Origin of the sequence: Thermoactinomyces sp. FSL K6-2592 (genome assembly GCF_038006465.1) — a bacterium.
GTDB classification, from domain to species: domain Bacteria; phylum Bacillota; class Bacilli; order Thermoactinomycetales; family Thermoactinomycetaceae; genus Thermoactinomyces; species Thermoactinomyces vulgaris.
In genome coordinates this window covers 526,867-543,740 of record NZ_JBBOVH010000001.1, presented here as the reverse complement: position 1 = coordinate 543,740, position 16,874 = coordinate 526,867, and the positions used below count along the sequence as shown (strand labels likewise).

The following is a 16,874-nucleotide window of genomic DNA, read 5'->3' as shown; positions in this document are numbered from 1 at the left end:
ACGGAAACAGCAAAAAAACACCCACCTCTGGTCTTTAGAGGCTGGGTGTTTTTGTTTCGTCTTTCACGGTTTGGGTTTCCGCCTTCGGATTTTCGGTCTTGGCATTTTCCGCTTTGGGTGCATCCGGCTTGGCCTCTGCTCCTTGTCCCGAATCTTCTTCGCTTAAAACCCCGCTGGTGGCCTTTTTAAATTCTCGAAGCGATTTCCCAAGGGCTCGTCCCAATTCCGGCAGTTTCTTCGGACCAAACAAAATGAGTGCCACCACAAATATCAGCAGCCATTCCACACCATTGATGCTCACTTTGCTTCCTCCTTTATCAAGGGACACTTCAGATCGTATCCATTATAACACCGATTCAAAACAAAGAAAAACCCAAACAACGTGTCCGGGCTTACCCTACATGCTGATCAATGATGTTTTTAAGCTGATTCTTCTTTTCTTTGGAACATAAGGCCAAAGCCTGTGTGATCTGTTCCTGCCAATTTTCTTCCTCAATCAGAACCTGATCCAGCCTCTCCTTTGAGCGGTCGATAGAGGAAAGTTCCTCTTTGATCATTCCCACCATTTGTTTCATTCCGTTGACGTGCGATTCGATCCGGTCGACTTTTTGCTCCACCTTGTTCAAATTCTTTTTTAAATCCGAGATATCCGTTTTGATCTGTTCAATGCTTGCAGACTGCATGTCAATCCGTTCCATCACCGCATGCAACAAAGATTGCAATTCTTCCATCGCCGATCAGCTCCATCTCTGACTCTGCTTTTGTTTCTTCCATTATATAGAAATTTTTGCCAAAAATATCCCTGCAATTTGTCGATATTTTGACAAAAATATCAAAATTGCGGTTTTCTTTCATTCCCGGCTTGTACAAGCAAACCCGGTTTTGCTTAATCTTCCCTCCGGCGCCCCCAAAATCCTGCCACCATTGCGGGCATTTTTCTCATACTTTTTCCAGCTTCTTGCCAAAATAAAGCCAACAAGCGAAGGAGGCGAAAAAAAATGCCCTTTTTGGATTGCGGCGGAACCCGGCTTTACTACGAATCGGAAGGAAACGGCCCTGCCATCATTTTTATCCATCCTCCGCTGATCACCAGCCGCGTCTTCCGATATCAGAAAGAAGATTTGAAACACCGTTATCAACTGATCCTTTTTGACGTTCGCGGCCATGGATTCAGCGGCCCGTCGCGCCAGCCGGTGACCTATCCGTTAATCATCCAGGATCTTTGCCGCCTGATGGATCACTTGCAAATCGAAAAAGCTTATCTGGCCGGGTATTCCACAGGTGGAAGCGTGGCGTTAAACGCCTTGCATCGCCACCCCGAACGATTTTTGGGCGGAATCTTAATCAGTGCGCTTTCAGAAATATCCGATCCGATCATCCAAGCGGAATTGGATCTGGCTGTGGCTTTGTGCAACCGCATCGGCTTTCCGTTTTTGTCACGGAGCATTTGCATGGCCAACGCCGGCAGCCGCAAAATGTTTTCTTATCTCCATGCCGCAGCCCGCGTGGGAAACCCGGAAAACATCAAGCAATACTTTCAATACAGCCAAACATTTAACGGCACCAAGCTCCTGCCGGGCATTCAGGCACCTGTTTTGGTTTTCTCGGGAACCCGGAATGACCGGTTCCGCAAATATACCGAAGTTCTCACCAAAAACCTGCCCAATTCCACTCATTTTCCGCTGAACCACAAGCCGCATCACTTAATCACCCGAGCTGCACGGCAACTCAATCAAGCCATCCGCGCGTGGCTGGCGCTGTATGAAACCACCGATTGATCCATCGCATGCATAGGCGTTTATGGCGGTGAAATAATAACAAAAAACCGGAAAGGAGCTTGCGCGTTGAATCATACTTACCATCTGATCATCAAGTTTATCTATGTCACTTTTCTTCTCTACCTTACGTTGGGATTGATTTACGACATTGATTATAAATCGATTCTGTTTGTCAGCATTGTTCTTGCATTGGCCGGATATCTGGGGGATTTCTTTTTGCTGCCGAAAATGGGGAATATGTTCACCACTCTGTCGGATGCCTTGTTAAGTTTTCTCATTGTTTGGTTCATCGGGACTTACTTTTTTGATATGGATATCGGCACCAAAAACTTTAAAATCAACCAAGTGCCGCTTTTTCAAATTTCCTTGACCGCCGGGATCCTCTATGCCGTCATCGAATGGTTTTACCATCGCTGGTTTTTTAAATTTCTAGGCAAAAAAGAGGTTTTTTAACCCTTCCCTTTCGTTCCCCTTTTCTTCTTCACACATGCAAAAGGGGGGATTTGATTCCGATTCATCATATAGAAATAATAAAAAATATTTGGATATAAAATCCCTGAAAGCTCCCTGAAAGCCGCTGAATTTCAAACGCACGTTCATGGCGGAAGACGTTTCCTCGTTCACCTGCCTTCCCCGGAGCAAAGCGAACATCTGCTTCAGGACGAAACCGTCATTGAAAAGACATGAAAGGAAATTTTTCAATAAAAAAAGGCTGTTGACGATTTTGTCAACAGCCTGAAAACGCCGATTAAACCACATATTTCTCGGCATCGATGATCCGGGCGGCAATCCGGCGTTTCAGTTCCACTTCGTTTACCGGTTGAATCCGGGTCAGCTTTTTCAATACCGAAAGTTGTGTGCGCAGGACATCGCCTTCTTCGATGGCTGCCAAAGCATGGCGGGCCAGTGCATCCACTTTTTGCATCGAAGCATAGATGAAGGCCACGGTGTAATCGATTTTGGCTTGTTCATTTTCTTCACCATTTTTAAGAATGGCTTTTTTCGTGCGCAACAAAGCACTCTCCATGGCAAAGGTTTCGATGGCGATATCCGCCAGGTCACGCAACAACTCTTGTTCTTTCTGCATTTTCTCACCGTATTTTTGCGTGGCCAGTCCGGCGACCATCAAGAAGATTTTCTTCGCATTTTCCACATAATGTTCTTCAGCTTCCAAGACCGGAGCATCTTCATCCGGGAAGTACGGCATCATGGTCAACAATTCTTCTTGCAGGTCTTGCGCGGCTTGCAAGAAAGGCAATTCCCCTTTCAATGCTTTCCGCATCAAGGTGGCCGGAATGATCAAACGGTTAATTTCGTTGGTTCCTTCAAAAATGCGGTTGATCCGGGAATCGCGATACATGTTTTCAATCTCGTATTCATTCATGAAACCGTAACCGCCATGAATTTGTACCCCTTCATCCACCACATAATCGAGCACTTCGGAACCGAACACTTTCGACACGGAACATTCGATCGCCAAATCTCCGATCGCATTGGCCACCACGGAACCTTCCGCGTTTTCCACTCCTTCCAGGTTGGCGTCAAACATTCCCGCAATCCGGTACGCCAAGCTTTCCGAAGCATACACTTTTGTCGCCATGTTGGCCAATTTTTCGCGAATGAGGCCAAATTTAGAAATCGGGACTTTAAATTGTTTCCGTTCATTGGCGTATTGCGCCGAGATCTCGATGGCCCGTTTGGAGGAACCCACGGTACCGATGGCCAGTTTGTAACGGCCAATATTCAAAATGTTAAAGGCGATTTTGTGCCCTTTACCCAATTCTCCGAGCAGGTTTTCCACCGGAACCTTGGCGTCTTCCAGGATCAAGGTGCGGGTGGATGAACCTTTGATCCCCATTTTCTTTTCTTCCGGCCCGACAGAAACACCGGGGAAGTCACGTTCCACGATGAACGCCGTAAACTTGTCGCCATCCACTTTGGCGTACACGATAAACACATCGGCAAAGCCGGAGTTGGTAATCCATTGTTTCTCCCCGTTTAAGATGTAATATTTGCCGTCATCGCTTAATTTCGCCGTCGTTTTTGCCCCCAGGGCATCTGATCCGGAACTGGGTTCCGTCAAGGCATAAGCGGCAAGTTTCCGTCCGGAGGCCAAATCCGGCAGATATTTTTTCTTTTGTTCCTCATTTCCGAAAAAGACAATCGGAAGGGATCCGATCCCCACATGCGCCCCGTGGGACAAACCAAAAGAACGGGCAAGAGAAATTTTCTCCGTGATCAAACTGGAACTGACTTTGTCCAGCCCCAGCCCTTCATATTTCTCCGGCACGTCGGCACCAAGGAGTCCCAAATCTCCTGCTTCTTTCAACAAACGCACGGTATGTTCAAATTGATGATTCTCAATTTCCGGCAAAACCGGCCATACTTTGTCTTTGACAAAGTCTTCGGTCGTTTTGGCGATCATCTTATGTTCTTCTGTAAAATCTTCCGGGGTAAACACGGTTTCCGGATCTCTTTGCTCCAGTAAATAAGCTCCGCCTTTTGCTTTTGTATCTGTCATTTTTCTTCCCTCCCGTTAATTTAAAACCTGATGGATTGGCCGGGTCAGCTTACCCGTTCCACAATGCCCGCAGCTCCCATGCCGCCGCCGATACACATGGTGACAAGCCCGTAACGAAGATTGCGCCGTTCCAGTTCTCCCAAGATGGAAACGGTCAATTTCGCTCCGGAACATCCCAGGGGATGGCCCAAGGCAATGGCGCCTCCATTGACATTCACCTTCTCGTGATCCAGTCCCAACTCCCGGATCACGGCCACCGATTGGGAAGCAAAGGCTTCATTCAGCTCAATCAAATCGATGTCCTCAAGGCGAATGCCCGTTTTTTCAAGCAATTTGGGGACGGCTGCCACCGGACCGATTCCCATGACATCCGGATCCACCCCGCCCAGGGTGAATCCGCGGAAAATCGCCAGCGGTTTCACACCCAGTTCCTCGGCTTTTTCACGGGACATGATCATCACAGCGGCCGCTCCGTCACTCGTTTGCGAAGAGTTCCCCGCGGTCACCGTTCCGTTCACGTGGAAAACCGGACGCAATTTCCCAAGCACTTCCAGATTGGTGTCGGGACGAACGCCTTCATCAGTGTCAAAGACCCGCTCTTTGACTTGCAGTTTTCCGTTTTCATCAAAGAAATGTTCTTTCACGGTCAACGGAACGATTTCATCTTTAAATTTCCCCGCTTTGATGGCTGCCGCCGCCTTTTGGTGGCTGGCCAGGGCAAAACGGTCCTGATCTTCTCTTGTCACGTTGTACCGCTTTGCCACTTCTTCCGCCGTATGCCCCATGGACATGTAGGTTTCCGGCAAATGTTCCATCAGATAGGGGTTGGGCGCCGGTTTATATCCGCCCATCGGCACCATACTCATGCTTTCGACACCGCCGGCGATCATGATGTCGGCAAATCCGCACATAATTTTTTCCGCCGCAATGGCAATGGTTTGCAGGCCGGAAGAACAGAAGCGATTCACGGTCATTCCCGGAACCTCCGTGGGAAGTCCCGCCCTCAAAGCGACGATTCTCGCAAGGTTCATCCCTTGCTCTCCCTCAGGAAACGCACATCCCAAGATCACATCTTCCACTTCCTTGGGATCCACCTGAGGAACACGCCGCATCAGATCCGAAACAACAGCTGCGGCCATTTCATCCGGCCGGTAATTGCGCAAGCTCCCTTTTCCCGCTTTTCCCACCGCAGTACGGGCGCCGGCCACAATGACTGCTTCGCGCATATTTTCTCCCCCTTTTCAAATGTTAGTTGCGAAGAGGCTTTCCTTTGGCCAACATATGTTGCATTCTTTGTTGGGTTTTGGGTTCTCCGATCAAACTCAAAAAGGCTTCCCGTTCGAGATCCAACAGATATTGCTGATCCACCAGCGTTCCTTCCGGCACATTTCCTCCGGACAGAACAAAAGCCAGTTTGCTTGCAATTTTGTAGTCATGCTCACTGATATATCCCGACTTCAAGAGACCGTAAGCCCCGAGTTTCAGCGTGTTGTATCCCGTTTCCCCGACCACCGGGATTTTACGCGGTTGAGGCGCTTTATAACCTGCGTTGTAAAGTCCCAGCGCCACTTGTTTTGCATCGTAAATCAAATGATCTTTGTTGACGGTAATACCGTCATACGGACGGATGAATTTATATTTACGGGCATCTTCACCGCTGGTTGACACCTTGGCTTGCCCGATGGTCATAAAGATGTGATTCACCAGAGGCTGCAAAGAAATCCGGTCTTTGGGATCCACGCCTTCGGTGAAGCGGAGCAACATTTCGCTGTTGCCGCCACCGCCCGGAATCAAACCGACACCGACTTCAACCAGCCCCATATAGGTTTCTCCCGCTGCCTGAATCCGGTCACACGGCAAGCACACCTCAACGCCGCCGCCCAACGCCATGCCATAAGGTGCGGCAACGACCGGTTTCTCAAGGGTCCGCAAAGAGCCCATGGCTTGCTGGAACTGATGAACAATCAAATCGATTTCCGGCCAGTTGTAATCTTGGGCTTCCATTAAGAGCATCATCAGGTTGGCGCCGACACAGAAGTTGGGCGCTTCCGCACTGATGACGAGTCCCCGGTAATTCTTCCGCACTTCTTTGACCGATTTGTTGATCATGCTGATCACTTCCGGCCCCAGTGCTTGTTTGGGGGAATGGATTTCCAGACAAGCAATGTCATCGCCCAGGTCAATCAGGGAGGCTCCCCGGTTTCCGAAGATTTTCTTCCCTTGTTCTTTCAAGCGGGCCAAAGAGATCGCTTTTTGATGCTCTTTTACTTCTTCATACTTGCCGCCAATCGCGAACACCCGGGTTTTTCCGTCTTCCGTTTGATAGAAAGCGGTTTTTCCGGACTGAAGCATCTCTTCCACCCATTGCGGGATGGTTTCTCCTTCTTCGCGCATCCGGTTGACGGATTCTTCAAGCCCGACGGCATCCCACATTTCAAACGGCCCCAAATCCCAGTTGAATCCCCATTTCATCGCACGATCCACACTGGTGATGTCATCGGCGATTTCTTCCAGACGGGCAGCGGAATAAAGAAGCACTTTTTTCGTGATAGTCCAAGCCAATTTTCCGGCAACATCATCGGCATAAACCAGAGCTCGCAATTTTTTCGGCAGCCCTTTTGCCCGTTTGCTCGCTTCCAGTGAAGGGGCTTTCAGTTTTTGGCGCGGTTCATAAGTAAGCGTTTTCGGATTTAAGACCAAGATCTCTTTTCCTTTTTCCGTTTTCACCCGTTTATAAAATCCTTGGCCGCTCTTTTCACCGAGCCACCCGTTTTCCACCATTTTTTTCAGGAGGGGAGAAACCTCAAAAGCGGCTTTTTCCTCCGGATCATCCACATTTTCTCTCACATTGTTTGCCACATGGACAAACGTATCCAATCCCACCAGATCCAGGGTACGGAAGGTGGCGCTTTTGGGCCGCCCCATGGCACGTCCGGTGATCGCGTCCACTTCAGCCGGTCCGAGATCCATTTCCTCCATCGCCTCTAACGTGACTTGAAGCCCGTAAGTTCCGATGCGGTTTGCAATAAAGTTGGGGGTATCCTTGCATATGACCACCCCTTTGCCCAGAACCTCCTCGGCAAAAGACTTCATGCCTTCGACAATAGCAGGATCGGTCTTTTCATTTGGAATAATCTCCAACAATTTCATATAGCGCGGGGGGTTAAAAAAGTGCGTCCCCAAAAAATGCTTCCGGAACTCTTCGGAACGGCCCTCCACCATCTTATTGATGGAAATGCCCGAAGTGTTGGAACTGACCACAATGCCCGGTTTCCAAACATTTTCCAGGCGCTTGAACAAATCTTGTTTAATTTCCAAATTTTCCACAACGACTTCGATCACCCAGTCCACCTCGGACAAGCGGTCAAAATCGTCTTCCATGTTTCCGATTTCTATCCGTTCAGCCGCTTCCTTCGTATAAAGCGGAGATGGCTTTTCCTTGAACAAACGGTCTTTCCCGGCCTGAGCCAAACGGTTGCGAACCGCCCGGTCTTCAAGCGTCAGTCCTTTCTGCTTTTCCTTTTCCGTCAAATCGCGCGGCACAATGTCCAGTAACAAAGTGGGAATTCCTACATTCGCAAGATGCCCGGCGATCGATGCCCCCATGACACCTGCGCCCAACACTGCTGCTTTTTGAATGTGTCGCAAGAGTTCTCCTCCTCTCTTCTTTTAAAAAACCCCGTCTGAATGAACAGTCATTCACTTGAGGGATAGAAAAAAACCTATCCCTAAGGATCGGCTTTGACTACAAGAGGATTGACACCAATTCATAACTTAACAAATTTTATTTTGTTTATAATTAATTTCAATAATATTATTTCTCTGTTTTTTATTTTCGTCAAGGGTTTTTATCGACTTTTTAATTCCTTCTGACAAAAATATTTTTTCAAAACGATCCGGTTCCTTTTGATTCGTCACATTTTTCGATAAATAACGATCCAAATGATGATTCCCGCCCCCAATGCGACAACCGAAAAGATGGCAACGGGTGTGAAGAAAAACGGAGTGGAGCTGCTTTGCGAAGGATTCGGACCGGAATCCGGCAAGCCGGGTTCGTCTTCAGAAGCCGGTGAAGAGCTTTCGGGAGAGACTTGGAACGAATAAGCATCTCTTAATATTCGCCGGTCGCCGTTGATCGTCCCGTCAAAGGTGAGCTGTGCCTGATAAGCGCCAGGAGGAAGCGCCTCAAACCGGTGGCTTGCGGTCTCCCCGTTTTGCCGGAGCCAAATGGAAGCTTTTTCTTGTCCTTGTTGATCAAAAATTTGAAAATGCCATTTTCCTGCCGCTTGACTCCCATATAAAATTTCCCCGGAAGCGCGGATGCCCTCTTGGGAGGGTGACACTTGCAACCGAATGCCTTCCCGGGTAAACGTGCAGTTTTCTTCCAATATATACGGCTTGCGGTTGATAATCCCGTCAAACTTGAGGAGTGCCGCGGTTTTCCCGGCATCATTCCCGATCTTTAAAAAAGAGACATCGCGATCGCCAATCTCGCGGAACGATTGGTTGTGTTCACGGTCAAAATAATACCAGCTTCCTTCCACTTGATCGCCGGATCCAACCGTGAGCCGCGCATACACATAATACCGTTCACTTTGTTCATCAAAACCGACACTGCACCGAATCGAATAGGCATCCTGAGCCAAGCTGTGTGATAAAGGAAGCGCCGCCACAACCAGCCAAAAAGCGAAAAAGGCGGTCCACCCCTTTTTCATCCCTTTCCTCCCTTCCAAAGAAAACCCAGATTTCATGAAATTTTCCATTCATGGTTACATTCATTATAACATATATTTCTAAATAGTTTTAAAATATCTATTAATTAACAGTTGGATTCCTTGTTATTTTAAACATCCCTTTAGAAAGCAAAAAGTTGCCCGGTGCATCCCCGACGGATGCCTGAGCAACGTTCCACCTTAATTTATAAATGATTGCTTGCCCGCATCACACGCGGTCTCAATGCGGGGGTCTGGGGAATATATTCTTTCACCAAAGCCGCGGCATAAAAGAGGCACCACAAATAGTTGATGAAAAGGAAAGTCCCCGCTTTCAACCAAACATTCGGAAGATCCAACAAGTCAAACGCCAACACATACGCCGGCAAAATCGACCACAAAGCCCGGTCTCCCAGTGATTCGGCCATTTCCCAATAATACACTTCTTCCACTTTAAAAAGCTTATCCCGGAAGTACATTTTCAAGACCGGCCGGACACTGGAATAATAGAAAAAACCCGGGATTCCCAACAACGCCCGGTTGATGCTGATAAACAAATACGACAGTATCAGCAAACAGATATATATCATCGGTTTGCTCCTCCCCCCACAAAGACCTGGATGATTTTCTGTTTTATTTCGTAAAACTTTGTCATAAAAAAGTTTTATATATATATTTATATCTTTTTATAATTCTTTCCTCCCGGGAAAATTTAAAAATTCCATGTCTTTGTTAACCAGTAATTTTAATTACAACTAAAATTAAACAAAATTTGATTTTACAGGTTGAATCTTTGTTTCCAAGAAGTTTATTTTATGTAAATAAATATCCCTCGTCCATCGGGATCGAGGGAATCATTAATTTCCATAATTATCCGGTAATTAATCCGGAAGAATTTTTGATGATGAAATTGCGTATGGTTTCTGCCGCCGCCTCTTCAGAGGAAAGTTCTTCCGCACGGAATTCAAAAGCTCCCTTTTTTTCATCCAAATCCAGCTCATCTGCCAGCATGCCGATCAACCCTTTGGTTTTCTTATCCAATTCAAAAAATCCTCTGACGCTGTTTACCGCCTGTTTCGGTTTATACTGAAACACGATTTCATCAAATTTGCCGCGCATCCAATCGGTGGCATGAAACTGGATGATTTGGACGCCTCCGTTCCGTTGGCCGGTATACCCTTCTCCATAGTGAACAAAGCCCAGCTTTGCAAAACCGCCCAAAAAGTTTTTGAGAAGGCCCGACGGCTTTACATCGACAACGTCCCGGTCCTTGGCATCAATGCCGCTTATGATTTCCAAATTGGATTGGAAATAATAACGGGTGTTGACGGATGAAACCGGGAGCAGTTCAGGACATTTAAAATAGAAATCAAATTCTCTTTTTTCCCCGGGCCGGACCACAAATTCTTCCTGCATCACCGGAATGGTTGCGATGGTTTCATTGACATACTTGATTTCATCGTCCTTTTTAAAAGAGGACGCCAGATTGAAGTGGACTTCCAACTCTTCGATTAGCTGTTCGACTTCGCCTCCCTCAACATACACCTTTCCGGTGACCTCTTCACCCATGGTGACCACATCGGAATCCAAAACCAAATCGATTTTGGCCGCTCCCACTCCCAAAGAAGCTAGAATTTTCTTAAACAAATCCGCTCCATCCTTTCATCATTATGTAATTTACTCCCATCTTACCATACATTCCTCACGGCGAGCGGATCAATCAATGTGCTTTCTTGGATTTTTGTCAGGCCGTTTTCACAAGGCAAAAGTTCAATCTTCTTCTGCCTCTTCCACCTCAAATCCCATATCCCGTATCATTTGATGATCCAACAAGGCCGATTGGCCTTCTGTCGTCAAGTAATCCCCGACAAAAATGGAATTGGCAGGATAGAGGGACAATGCTTGCAAATGGCGCAAATTGACTTCTCTTCCTCCCGAAACCCGAATTTCCTTTTGCGGACATATGAAACGAAACAACGCAAGCACTTTTAAACAATAACGCGGATTTAATTCATTCATCCCTTCCAAAGGCGTTCCGGGGATGGGATTCAAGAAGTTCACCGGGATCGAATCAACATCCAGTTCACGCAAGGCCAAAGCCATTTCCACGACTTGTTCTTGGGTTTCCCCCATGCCGACAATATAGCCGGAGCAAGGGGAAATGCCCCCCTTCTTCACCAATTGCAGTGTTTCCACCCGGTCTTGATACGTATGGGTGGTGGTGATGTTTTCATAGTGTTTTTCGCCGGTATTCAGGTTGTGGTTGTAACGGTCCACGCCGGCTTCTTTTAACCGTTTGACTTGATCATCATTCAAGATCCCCAAACAAGCGCAAATTTTTAGCGGATATTTTTCTTTGATTTCCCGAACCGCTTGAACCACTTCATCCAGTTCACGTCGGGTCGGTCCGCGCCCGCTTGCCACAATGCAATAGGTCCCGGCTTTTCGTGCCAAGGCTTCTTTTGCCCCGTCGACCAATTCCTCTTTTTTCAATAAACTGTATCGCTCAACCGGAGCCTGCGAAACGACCGATTGCGAACAATAACCGCAATCTTCCGGACAAAGCCCGCTTTTGGCATTGATGATCATATTTAATTTGACCTTTTTCCCGAAATAATGGCACCGGACACGGAAGCTGGCTTGCAACAAAGGCAGCAATTCATCATCCGGTGCATTTAACACCGAAAGGCCCTCTTCCATGCTCAATGTTTCTCCTTGAAGCGCCTTATCCGCCAACTTTTCCCATTTGGACAAGCTTCTGAAAGAATGAAGTGTCATAGAAACCTCCTGCTCCTTAAAAATGCATGAACCCAATCTCCGGATCAACCGGTGTCGGGCCAATTCAATTGTAAACCAAATCGAAATAAATAGTTTACATTTACAATATAAGTATACCACAGCCGGCTTTTTTCCTTTAGAAAAAAGCAAATGCCCCCGGGACATTTGCTGTCAGAATCTCCTATAAATATAATTCACTGTATTTTTTTCTTAAATAATCCAGATAGGGTTGGATGGTCAGTTCCGATCCGGTTGCCCGCCGGATCAATTCATCTGCTGTATATTTGCTTCCATGCTGATAGATCTGTTCTTTCAACCAAGAATGAAGAGCGGTAAAGCTCCCGTGTGCAATTTGATCCGGGATGTGAGGGGCATCTTTTAATGCCGCTTCGTAAAATTGGCAACTTAAGATATTTCCAAGCGCATAGCCCTGAAACTGTCCGCCAATAAAATCCGCATACCAATGGATATCCTGCAATACGCCCGAACGGTCATCGGGAGGAGTGATTCCAAGATCGGACTGATAACGTTCATTCCATGCATCACGCAAATCTTCCACCCGGAGTTTTCCTTCCAGCATGTGCAGTTCCAGATCAAAGCGGATAATCACATGCAAGTTGTATGTCAATTCATCCGCTTCCGTACGGATCAGCGACCGCTTCACATGATTGATGGCCCGGTAAAACTCATCCAGTGTCACCCTTCCCAACTGGGTCGGGAACGTGGCCTGCAATTGCGGATAAAAATAGGTCCAAAACTCCCGGCTTCTGGCAATCACATTTTCCCACAGACGCGACTGGCTTTCGTGTACCCCGGAAGAGGTCCCGTCATAAAGCGGGGTTCCGTCATATTCCGGGCGAATCCCCAATTCATACAGCGCATGCCCGGCTTCATGGATCGTACTGAACAACGCTTCGCTGATATCCCGTTCATTGACGCGGGTGGTGATGCGAACATCTCCTGCCGCAAACCGCGTCATAAATGGGTGGGCCGACAAATCCACTCTCCCGCGGTTGAAATCAAATCCCATCTGCTTGATAATTTCCTTGCTGAAATCCAGCTGTTTTTGCACCGGATAAGATTGCTCCAAAGAGGAACGGTCCGAAGCCGGCTTCTTCGTCACCGCTTCCACAAAGGGAACCAATTCCCTTCGCAACTCATGAAACAACTTGCGGAGCATCGACGCTTTCATCCCGTAGTCCGAACGGTTGATCAACGGGTCGGACACATGCTCTTTTTCCGGAAAAAAGTCGGCATATTCCAAACTGAGTTCCAACGTCTTTTTCAGGTAAGGAATCACTTTGCCAAAATCATTGGCTTCCCGCGCTTCCAACCACGCCTGGTTGGTTTCGGTGATATGCCTGTAAAAACGGGCCATGAAATCCGCCGAAACTTTTTGTGCTTCCTCATACTGCCGTTTGGCAACCCGGACGATGGCTGCCTGATCGGAATCCAAGGATGAAGAAGCCGTCGCTTTTTCCAGATCCTCCAGTAATTCGCCCAACCGTGGATCCGTTTTTTTCTGATGCACCAGTTTCCCCAACAGGGACAGTTGGTGTCCTCTTGCTTCCGCTGCAGCCGGGGGCATGTATGTATTTTGATCCCAGCTTAATATGGCCATCGTTGCTTCCAAATCATATATTTCGCGCAACTTCGTTTTTAATGCTTCCCATTTTTCATGCAAAATCGATTTCCCTCCAGTTTGCCGGGCAAAGAGTCCGGAGATTCAGTCAATCTTTGTTTATTGTACCAAAACATCACATCCCAGGCGATGCCCGAAAAAAATGAAAATCATCGGTTTTGCCGGTGTACGGTTAAATTTGGATTTCATTTTTTCTTGCCTTTTTTACACGCTCGGGTGACAATTAGTGTGCAAAGTGTGTATGATACTTAGAAGAATGAGAAAAAGAGGCGGTACCATGAAAAAGCGGGATTGGATCGAACAAGTTCTCCGTCAATCCTGCCTGGAAAACCCGGAAGGAATGACGGCACAACAAGTCGGAAAGATATCAGGCCTGAACCGTTCCACCGCCAGCCGGTATTTAAATGAATTGGTCAAACTGGGACGCGCCCGGAAACAGGCGGGTCGCCCGGTGCGGTATTTTCCTGCGGATGACCCGGGCAAAATCCAGGCAACCTCCCGCCAGAAACCGGCTGAAGATGACGGATTGCTGGACGATGCCCTGGCAGCTCTTTTATATCCTCCCAAAGGGCTTCCCATTTTGTTTACCGGGGAAACCGGTGTCGGAAAAACCTATATGGCCAAAAAATTGGTCGAAGTGGCCATCGAAAAAAATTACCTTCCGCCAAACACTCCGTTTGTCTCTTTTAACTGTGCGGAATACGCCCAAAACCCCGAATTGCTTCTGGCTCAACTGTTTGGCGTGAAGAAAGGCGCCTACACCGGTGCGCAGGAAAACCGGGCCGGGTTGGTGGAGCGGGCCAATGGCGGCATTTTGTTTTTGGATGAAATCCACCGTCTTCCCCCATCGGGACAAGAAATGCTTTTTTACCTGATGGACCAAGGATTTTACCGTCGCCTGGGGGAAGCTTCCGTGGAACACCCTGCCCGCATCCGGCTGATCGGCGCCACCACCGAACCTCCTGAACAGGCGTTATTGCCGACCTTACAGCGCCGTTTCTCCGTGCAAATTGAAATTCCGCCGCTCAGAAAGCGTCCGGTTCAGGTGAGGGAACAATTGATCGAAAAATTTCTCCTCAATGAATCCAAACAGATGAACATTCCCGTTTCCCTGTCCCCCGAATGCCGCTCGCGGCTTTTGACTTATCCTTGTTTTGGAAACATCGGCCAATTAAAAAGCGATATCCAGATTGCGTGCGCCCGCGCTTTCCTCCGACACATGAACCGTTCCGGACAAGAAGTGGTGATTCAACTGCATGATTTGCCGGCCCATCTGCGCAAACAAGGCTGGATCTCGGCCGCCATCGAAGCCAAAATGAAAGATCAACCGGCACCCATAGAGGCAAAAGCAAAAACAACAGACGAAGCGGGCAACATCTACCGTGAACTGCTGGCAGCCACAGACGAAGCGGGCAACATCTACCGTGAACTGCTGGCAGCCAAAGAACAATTAAGCAAACAAAACATTTCGCCTGCAGAATTAAACCGGCAACTGCAGGAAACGGTCAATGAATATATCACCCGTCTTTTGCACTCAGCCAAAAACCGACAACCCTCCGGGGATCAGGAAACCCGTCTGTTCCAATCGATCCGGCAGGTGCTCGGGCAATGTGTGGATCATTGGAACCATCCTCTGGCCCAAAAGATATCCGGCACGAAGATCAACGCCCTGGCCCTGCACATCCAGTCTTATTTGGAACAACCCGGACCCCGTGCGAAAAAAACGTTTAACGGGTTGAAAATTGAACCGGTTTACCGAGAACTGGCCGGTCAGATCGGAACCGCTTTGGAACAAGCGTTGGGTATCCGTTTGCCGAAAGATGAATTGGATTTAATCTCCCTTTTTTTCTCGTTGTATCAACCCCGTTCATCCGATCCGAAGCCGCGGGTGATTGCCACGGTTTGTTTAACTGGCGAAGGAGCGGCGGTTTCATTGGAACTTTGGCTGAAACAACACTTGCCGGAGCAAGACCAGGACGTGTTGATCCGTGCGGTGCAGATCGATCCGCTTGAACGCGAATCCGGGGAGTTGGAAGAACTGGCGAAATCCTGTCATCTGGTCGCCGTGGTCGGGACGGTCCCCCCCAAGATGAAAGATGTTCCATACATTCCGGTTTGGGAACTGTACCAACCCGCCGGATGGGACAAATTGAAGGAACTGTTATCCAATAGCCGCCCGGGCACTTCATCTTTTAAACGCGACATGAAACCGGAACCCGAAAACCGGCTCTTTCAGTTAATGGAACAAGGATTGCGGGAGACGGTCACCCACTTTAATCCCAAAAAATATATCGACCTGATCCAAAAACATCGCGCGCCGTTTCAAGAAACATTTCAGTGGACCCCCGAACGCGAACTGGGGATCTGGATGCATTTGGCGATTTACACCGATCAACTGCTGAAAGAACAAATCAATCAAACGTCCCGCCAAAATCACGGTGGCGGGCATAAATCCCGGCCAGAACAACCATCCTATTTATGGAAAAACCTTTTGCACCAACTGGAATCCGTCTTTTCCGTTCAATATCCGGCGATGACGGCACAAGAAATGACCCGTTTGTCGGCGTCTTCCGTTTAAACCGTTCCACCCTTGTGTGTAATTTTGCTGCACACAGGTGTGTCCAATCTCATCCGATGCGAAAAATCTTTCCAATCGGTATGTTTTATTGTTTGGCATGCTTTTTGCATTTAAAATGAAATGGCATTATTTTTTATTACTAAAACCAAGGTGGAAAATCGTTTCTGTCAGAAGCGGAGGAATGAAATGAACCACACTATCCGCCTGCTCGTCATTTGCAGCTGGGGGGCAACTTCCAGTGTATTGTGCCAGAAAATCAATGAAGCAGCTTCCCAAAAGGGGATTGCTTTAAGGGCAAAAGCAGTCGGCGTCAAAGATTGGAGCGAACATCTCCAATCTGCGGATCTCATCATGATCGAACCCCAAATCAGCCATCTCCGAAACGAGATCGAACCGGTCGCAAAAGCCCATCGAAAACCGTTTGCGCAAGTCGACCCGGTTGCTTTTGCCACGATGAACGGAGATCAGTTGCTAAAACAGGCGGCATTGCTTTTATCCACTTACCGTTCATTGCATGGGACAGAATAAAGGTTGTCATCCTTTCCACCTTGTACACGATATGCCAGTCAAAATCCAAAATGATAAAAAGAAAGGAACATGTCACATGGCTCAAAAGAAAGTAACCATTACCAATCCAAGCGGTTTGCATGCCCGTCCGGCAGCACTTTTGGTGAAAGAAGCCGGAAAATTTTCCAGCAAAGTCCAATTGGTGAAAGACGGAAAAGAAGTGGATGCCAAAAGCTTATTGGGGGTCATGTCGCTCGCAGCCAAACAAAATGATGAAATTGTCATTCAGGCTGAAGGAGAAGACGCTGAAGAAGCCGTAAACCAATTGGCACAATTTATCGAACAACTCAACGCTTAA

At 47.8% G+C, this 16,874-nt stretch carries 15 protein-coding genes; 5 read left to right on the top strand and 10 right to left on the bottom strand.

All coding sequences use genetic code 11. The annotated features are described in order from the left end of the window. Positions 1–34 precede the first annotated feature (34 nt). A complete protein-coding gene (locus NYE37_RS02820) occupies positions 35–301 on the bottom strand; it encodes a Sec-independent protein translocase subunit TatA/TatB (protein WP_037993094.1) in 267 nt (88 codons plus the stop codon). Positions 302–392: 91 nt separating this feature from the next. Continuing rightward, the gene (locus NYE37_RS02815; RefSeq protein WP_037993096.1) at positions 393–731 is read right to left on the bottom strand and encodes a hypothetical protein; all 339 of its coding nucleotides are present in this window, start codon (positions 729–731) and stop codon (positions 393–395) included. 267 nt (positions 732–998) lie between these two features. On the opposite strand from NYE37_RS02815, the gene NYE37_RS02810 reads away from it, so the two are divergent. Together NYE37_RS02810 and NYE37_RS02805 are read left to right on the top strand one after the other, a co-directional pair. Continuing rightward, a complete protein-coding gene (locus NYE37_RS02810; protein WP_198050862.1) occupies positions 999–1,778 on the top strand; it encodes an alpha/beta fold hydrolase in 780 nt (259 codons plus the stop codon). Between the two features lie 66 nt (positions 1,779–1,844). Beyond that, on the top strand, positions 1,845–2,231 hold the full coding sequence (locus NYE37_RS02805; protein ID WP_340711749.1) for a DUF2512 family protein: 387 nt from the start codon (positions 1,845–1,847) through the stop codon (positions 2,229–2,231). A gap of 295 nt (positions 2,232–2,526) precedes the next feature. On the opposite strand, the gene NYE37_RS02800 is transcribed toward NYE37_RS02805, so the two are convergent. The 8 genes from NYE37_RS02800 to NYE37_RS02765 all read right to left on the bottom strand — a co-directional run bounded on the left by NYE37_RS02800 (position 2,527) and on the right by NYE37_RS02765 (position 13,473). Continuing rightward, positions 2,527–4,299, bottom strand: a complete 1,773-nt coding sequence (locus tag NYE37_RS02800; RefSeq protein ID WP_198050864.1) for an acyl-CoA dehydrogenase family protein — start codon at positions 4,297–4,299, stop codon at positions 2,527–2,529. 44 nt (positions 4,300–4,343) lie between these two features. Next, complete coding sequence (locus NYE37_RS02795; RefSeq protein WP_037993103.1) at positions 4,344–5,525, bottom strand: acetyl-CoA C-acyltransferase; 1,182 nt, start codon at positions 5,523–5,525, stop codon at positions 4,344–4,346. A gap of 22 nt (positions 5,526–5,547) precedes the next feature. Then, the gene (locus NYE37_RS02790) at positions 5,548–7,947 is read right to left on the bottom strand and encodes a 3-hydroxyacyl-CoA dehydrogenase/enoyl-CoA hydratase family protein (RefSeq protein ID WP_255517131.1); all 2,400 of its coding nucleotides are present in this window, start codon (positions 7,945–7,947) and stop codon (positions 5,548–5,550) included. A gap of 266 nt (positions 7,948–8,213) precedes the next feature. Then, positions 8,214–9,014, bottom strand: coding sequence for a hypothetical protein (locus NYE37_RS02785; protein ID WP_049720593.1), 801 nt, complete (start codon positions 9,012–9,014; stop codon positions 8,214–8,216). 203 nt (positions 9,015–9,217) lie between these two features. Then, positions 9,218–9,601 carry a hypothetical protein gene (locus NYE37_RS02780; protein WP_037993108.1) on the bottom strand — a complete coding sequence of 128 codons (384 nt, stop codon included), beginning with the start codon at positions 9,599–9,601 and terminating at the stop codon, positions 9,218–9,220. A 280-nt stretch (positions 9,602–9,881) separates the two neighbouring features. Then, on the bottom strand, positions 9,882–10,658 hold the full coding sequence (locus NYE37_RS02775) for a sporulation protein (protein ID WP_037993110.1): 777 nt from the start codon (positions 10,656–10,658) through the stop codon (positions 9,882–9,884). A gap of 123 nt (positions 10,659–10,781) precedes the next feature. Continuing rightward, the gene (gene bioB, locus NYE37_RS02770) at positions 10,782–11,789 is read right to left on the bottom strand and encodes a biotin synthase BioB (protein WP_049720594.1); all 1,008 of its coding nucleotides are present in this window, start codon (positions 11,787–11,789) and stop codon (positions 10,782–10,784) included. Between the two features lie 181 nt (positions 11,790–11,970). Further along, positions 11,971–13,473 carry a carboxypeptidase M32 gene (locus NYE37_RS02765; protein WP_231855193.1) on the bottom strand — a complete coding sequence of 501 codons (1,503 nt, stop codon included), beginning with the start codon at positions 13,471–13,473 and terminating at the stop codon, positions 11,971–11,973. A 235-nt stretch (positions 13,474–13,708) separates the two neighbouring features. Between NYE37_RS02765 and NYE37_RS02760 the strand changes: the two genes are divergently transcribed. The 3 genes from NYE37_RS02760 (at position 13,709) to NYE37_RS02750 (ending at position 16,874) form a co-directional block, all read left to right on the top strand. Beyond that, on the top strand, positions 13,709–16,009 hold the full coding sequence (locus NYE37_RS02760; protein ID WP_340711748.1) for a sigma 54-interacting transcriptional regulator: 2,301 nt from the start codon (positions 13,709–13,711) through the stop codon (positions 16,007–16,009). A gap of 186 nt (positions 16,010–16,195) precedes the next feature. Then, complete coding sequence (locus NYE37_RS02755) at positions 16,196–16,537, top strand: PTS sugar transporter subunit IIB (RefSeq protein ID WP_037993111.1); 342 nt, start codon at positions 16,196–16,198, stop codon at positions 16,535–16,537. Between the two features lie 76 nt (positions 16,538–16,613). After that, positions 16,614–16,874 (top strand): HPr family phosphocarrier protein, encoded by a 261-nt coding sequence (locus NYE37_RS02750; protein WP_037993221.1) that lies wholly within the window; start codon positions 16,614–16,616, stop codon positions 16,872–16,874.

Excerpts from the sequence above, each read along its gene's own strand:
- NYE37_RS02815 (WP_037993096.1), bottom strand. The coding sequence starts at position 731 with ATGGAAGAATTGCAATCTTTGTTGCATGCGGTGATGGAACGGATTGAC.
- NYE37_RS02810 (WP_198050862.1), top strand. The coding sequence starts at position 999 with ATGCCCTTTTTGGATTGCGGCGGAACCCGGCTTTACTACGAATCGGAA.
- NYE37_RS02800 (WP_198050864.1), bottom strand. The coding sequence starts at position 4,299 with ATGACAGATACAAAAGCAAAAGGCGGAGCTTATTTACTGGAGCAAAGA.
- NYE37_RS02795 (WP_037993103.1), bottom strand. The coding sequence starts at position 5,525 with ATGCGCGAAGCAGTCATTGTGGCCGGCGCCCGTACTGCGGTGGGAAAA.
- NYE37_RS02785 (WP_049720593.1), bottom strand. The coding sequence starts at position 9,014 with ATGAAAAAGGGGTGGACCGCCTTTTTCGCTTTTTGGCTGGTTGTGGCG.
- NYE37_RS02780 (WP_037993108.1), bottom strand. The coding sequence starts at position 9,601 with ATGATATATATCTGTTTGCTGATACTGTCGTATTTGTTTATCAGCATC.
- bioB (WP_049720594.1), bottom strand. The coding sequence starts at position 11,789 with ATGACACTTCATTCTTTCAGAAGCTTGTCCAAATGGGAAAAGTTGGCG.
- NYE37_RS02760 (WP_340711748.1), top strand. The coding sequence starts at position 13,709 with ATGAAAAAGCGGGATTGGATCGAACAAGTTCTCCGTCAATCCTGCCTG.
- NYE37_RS02755 (WP_037993111.1), top strand. The coding sequence starts at position 16,196 with ATGAACCACACTATCCGCCTGCTCGTCATTTGCAGCTGGGGGGCAACT.
- NYE37_RS02750 (WP_037993221.1), top strand. The coding sequence starts at position 16,614 with ATGGCTCAAAAGAAAGTAACCATTACCAATCCAAGCGGTTTGCATGCC.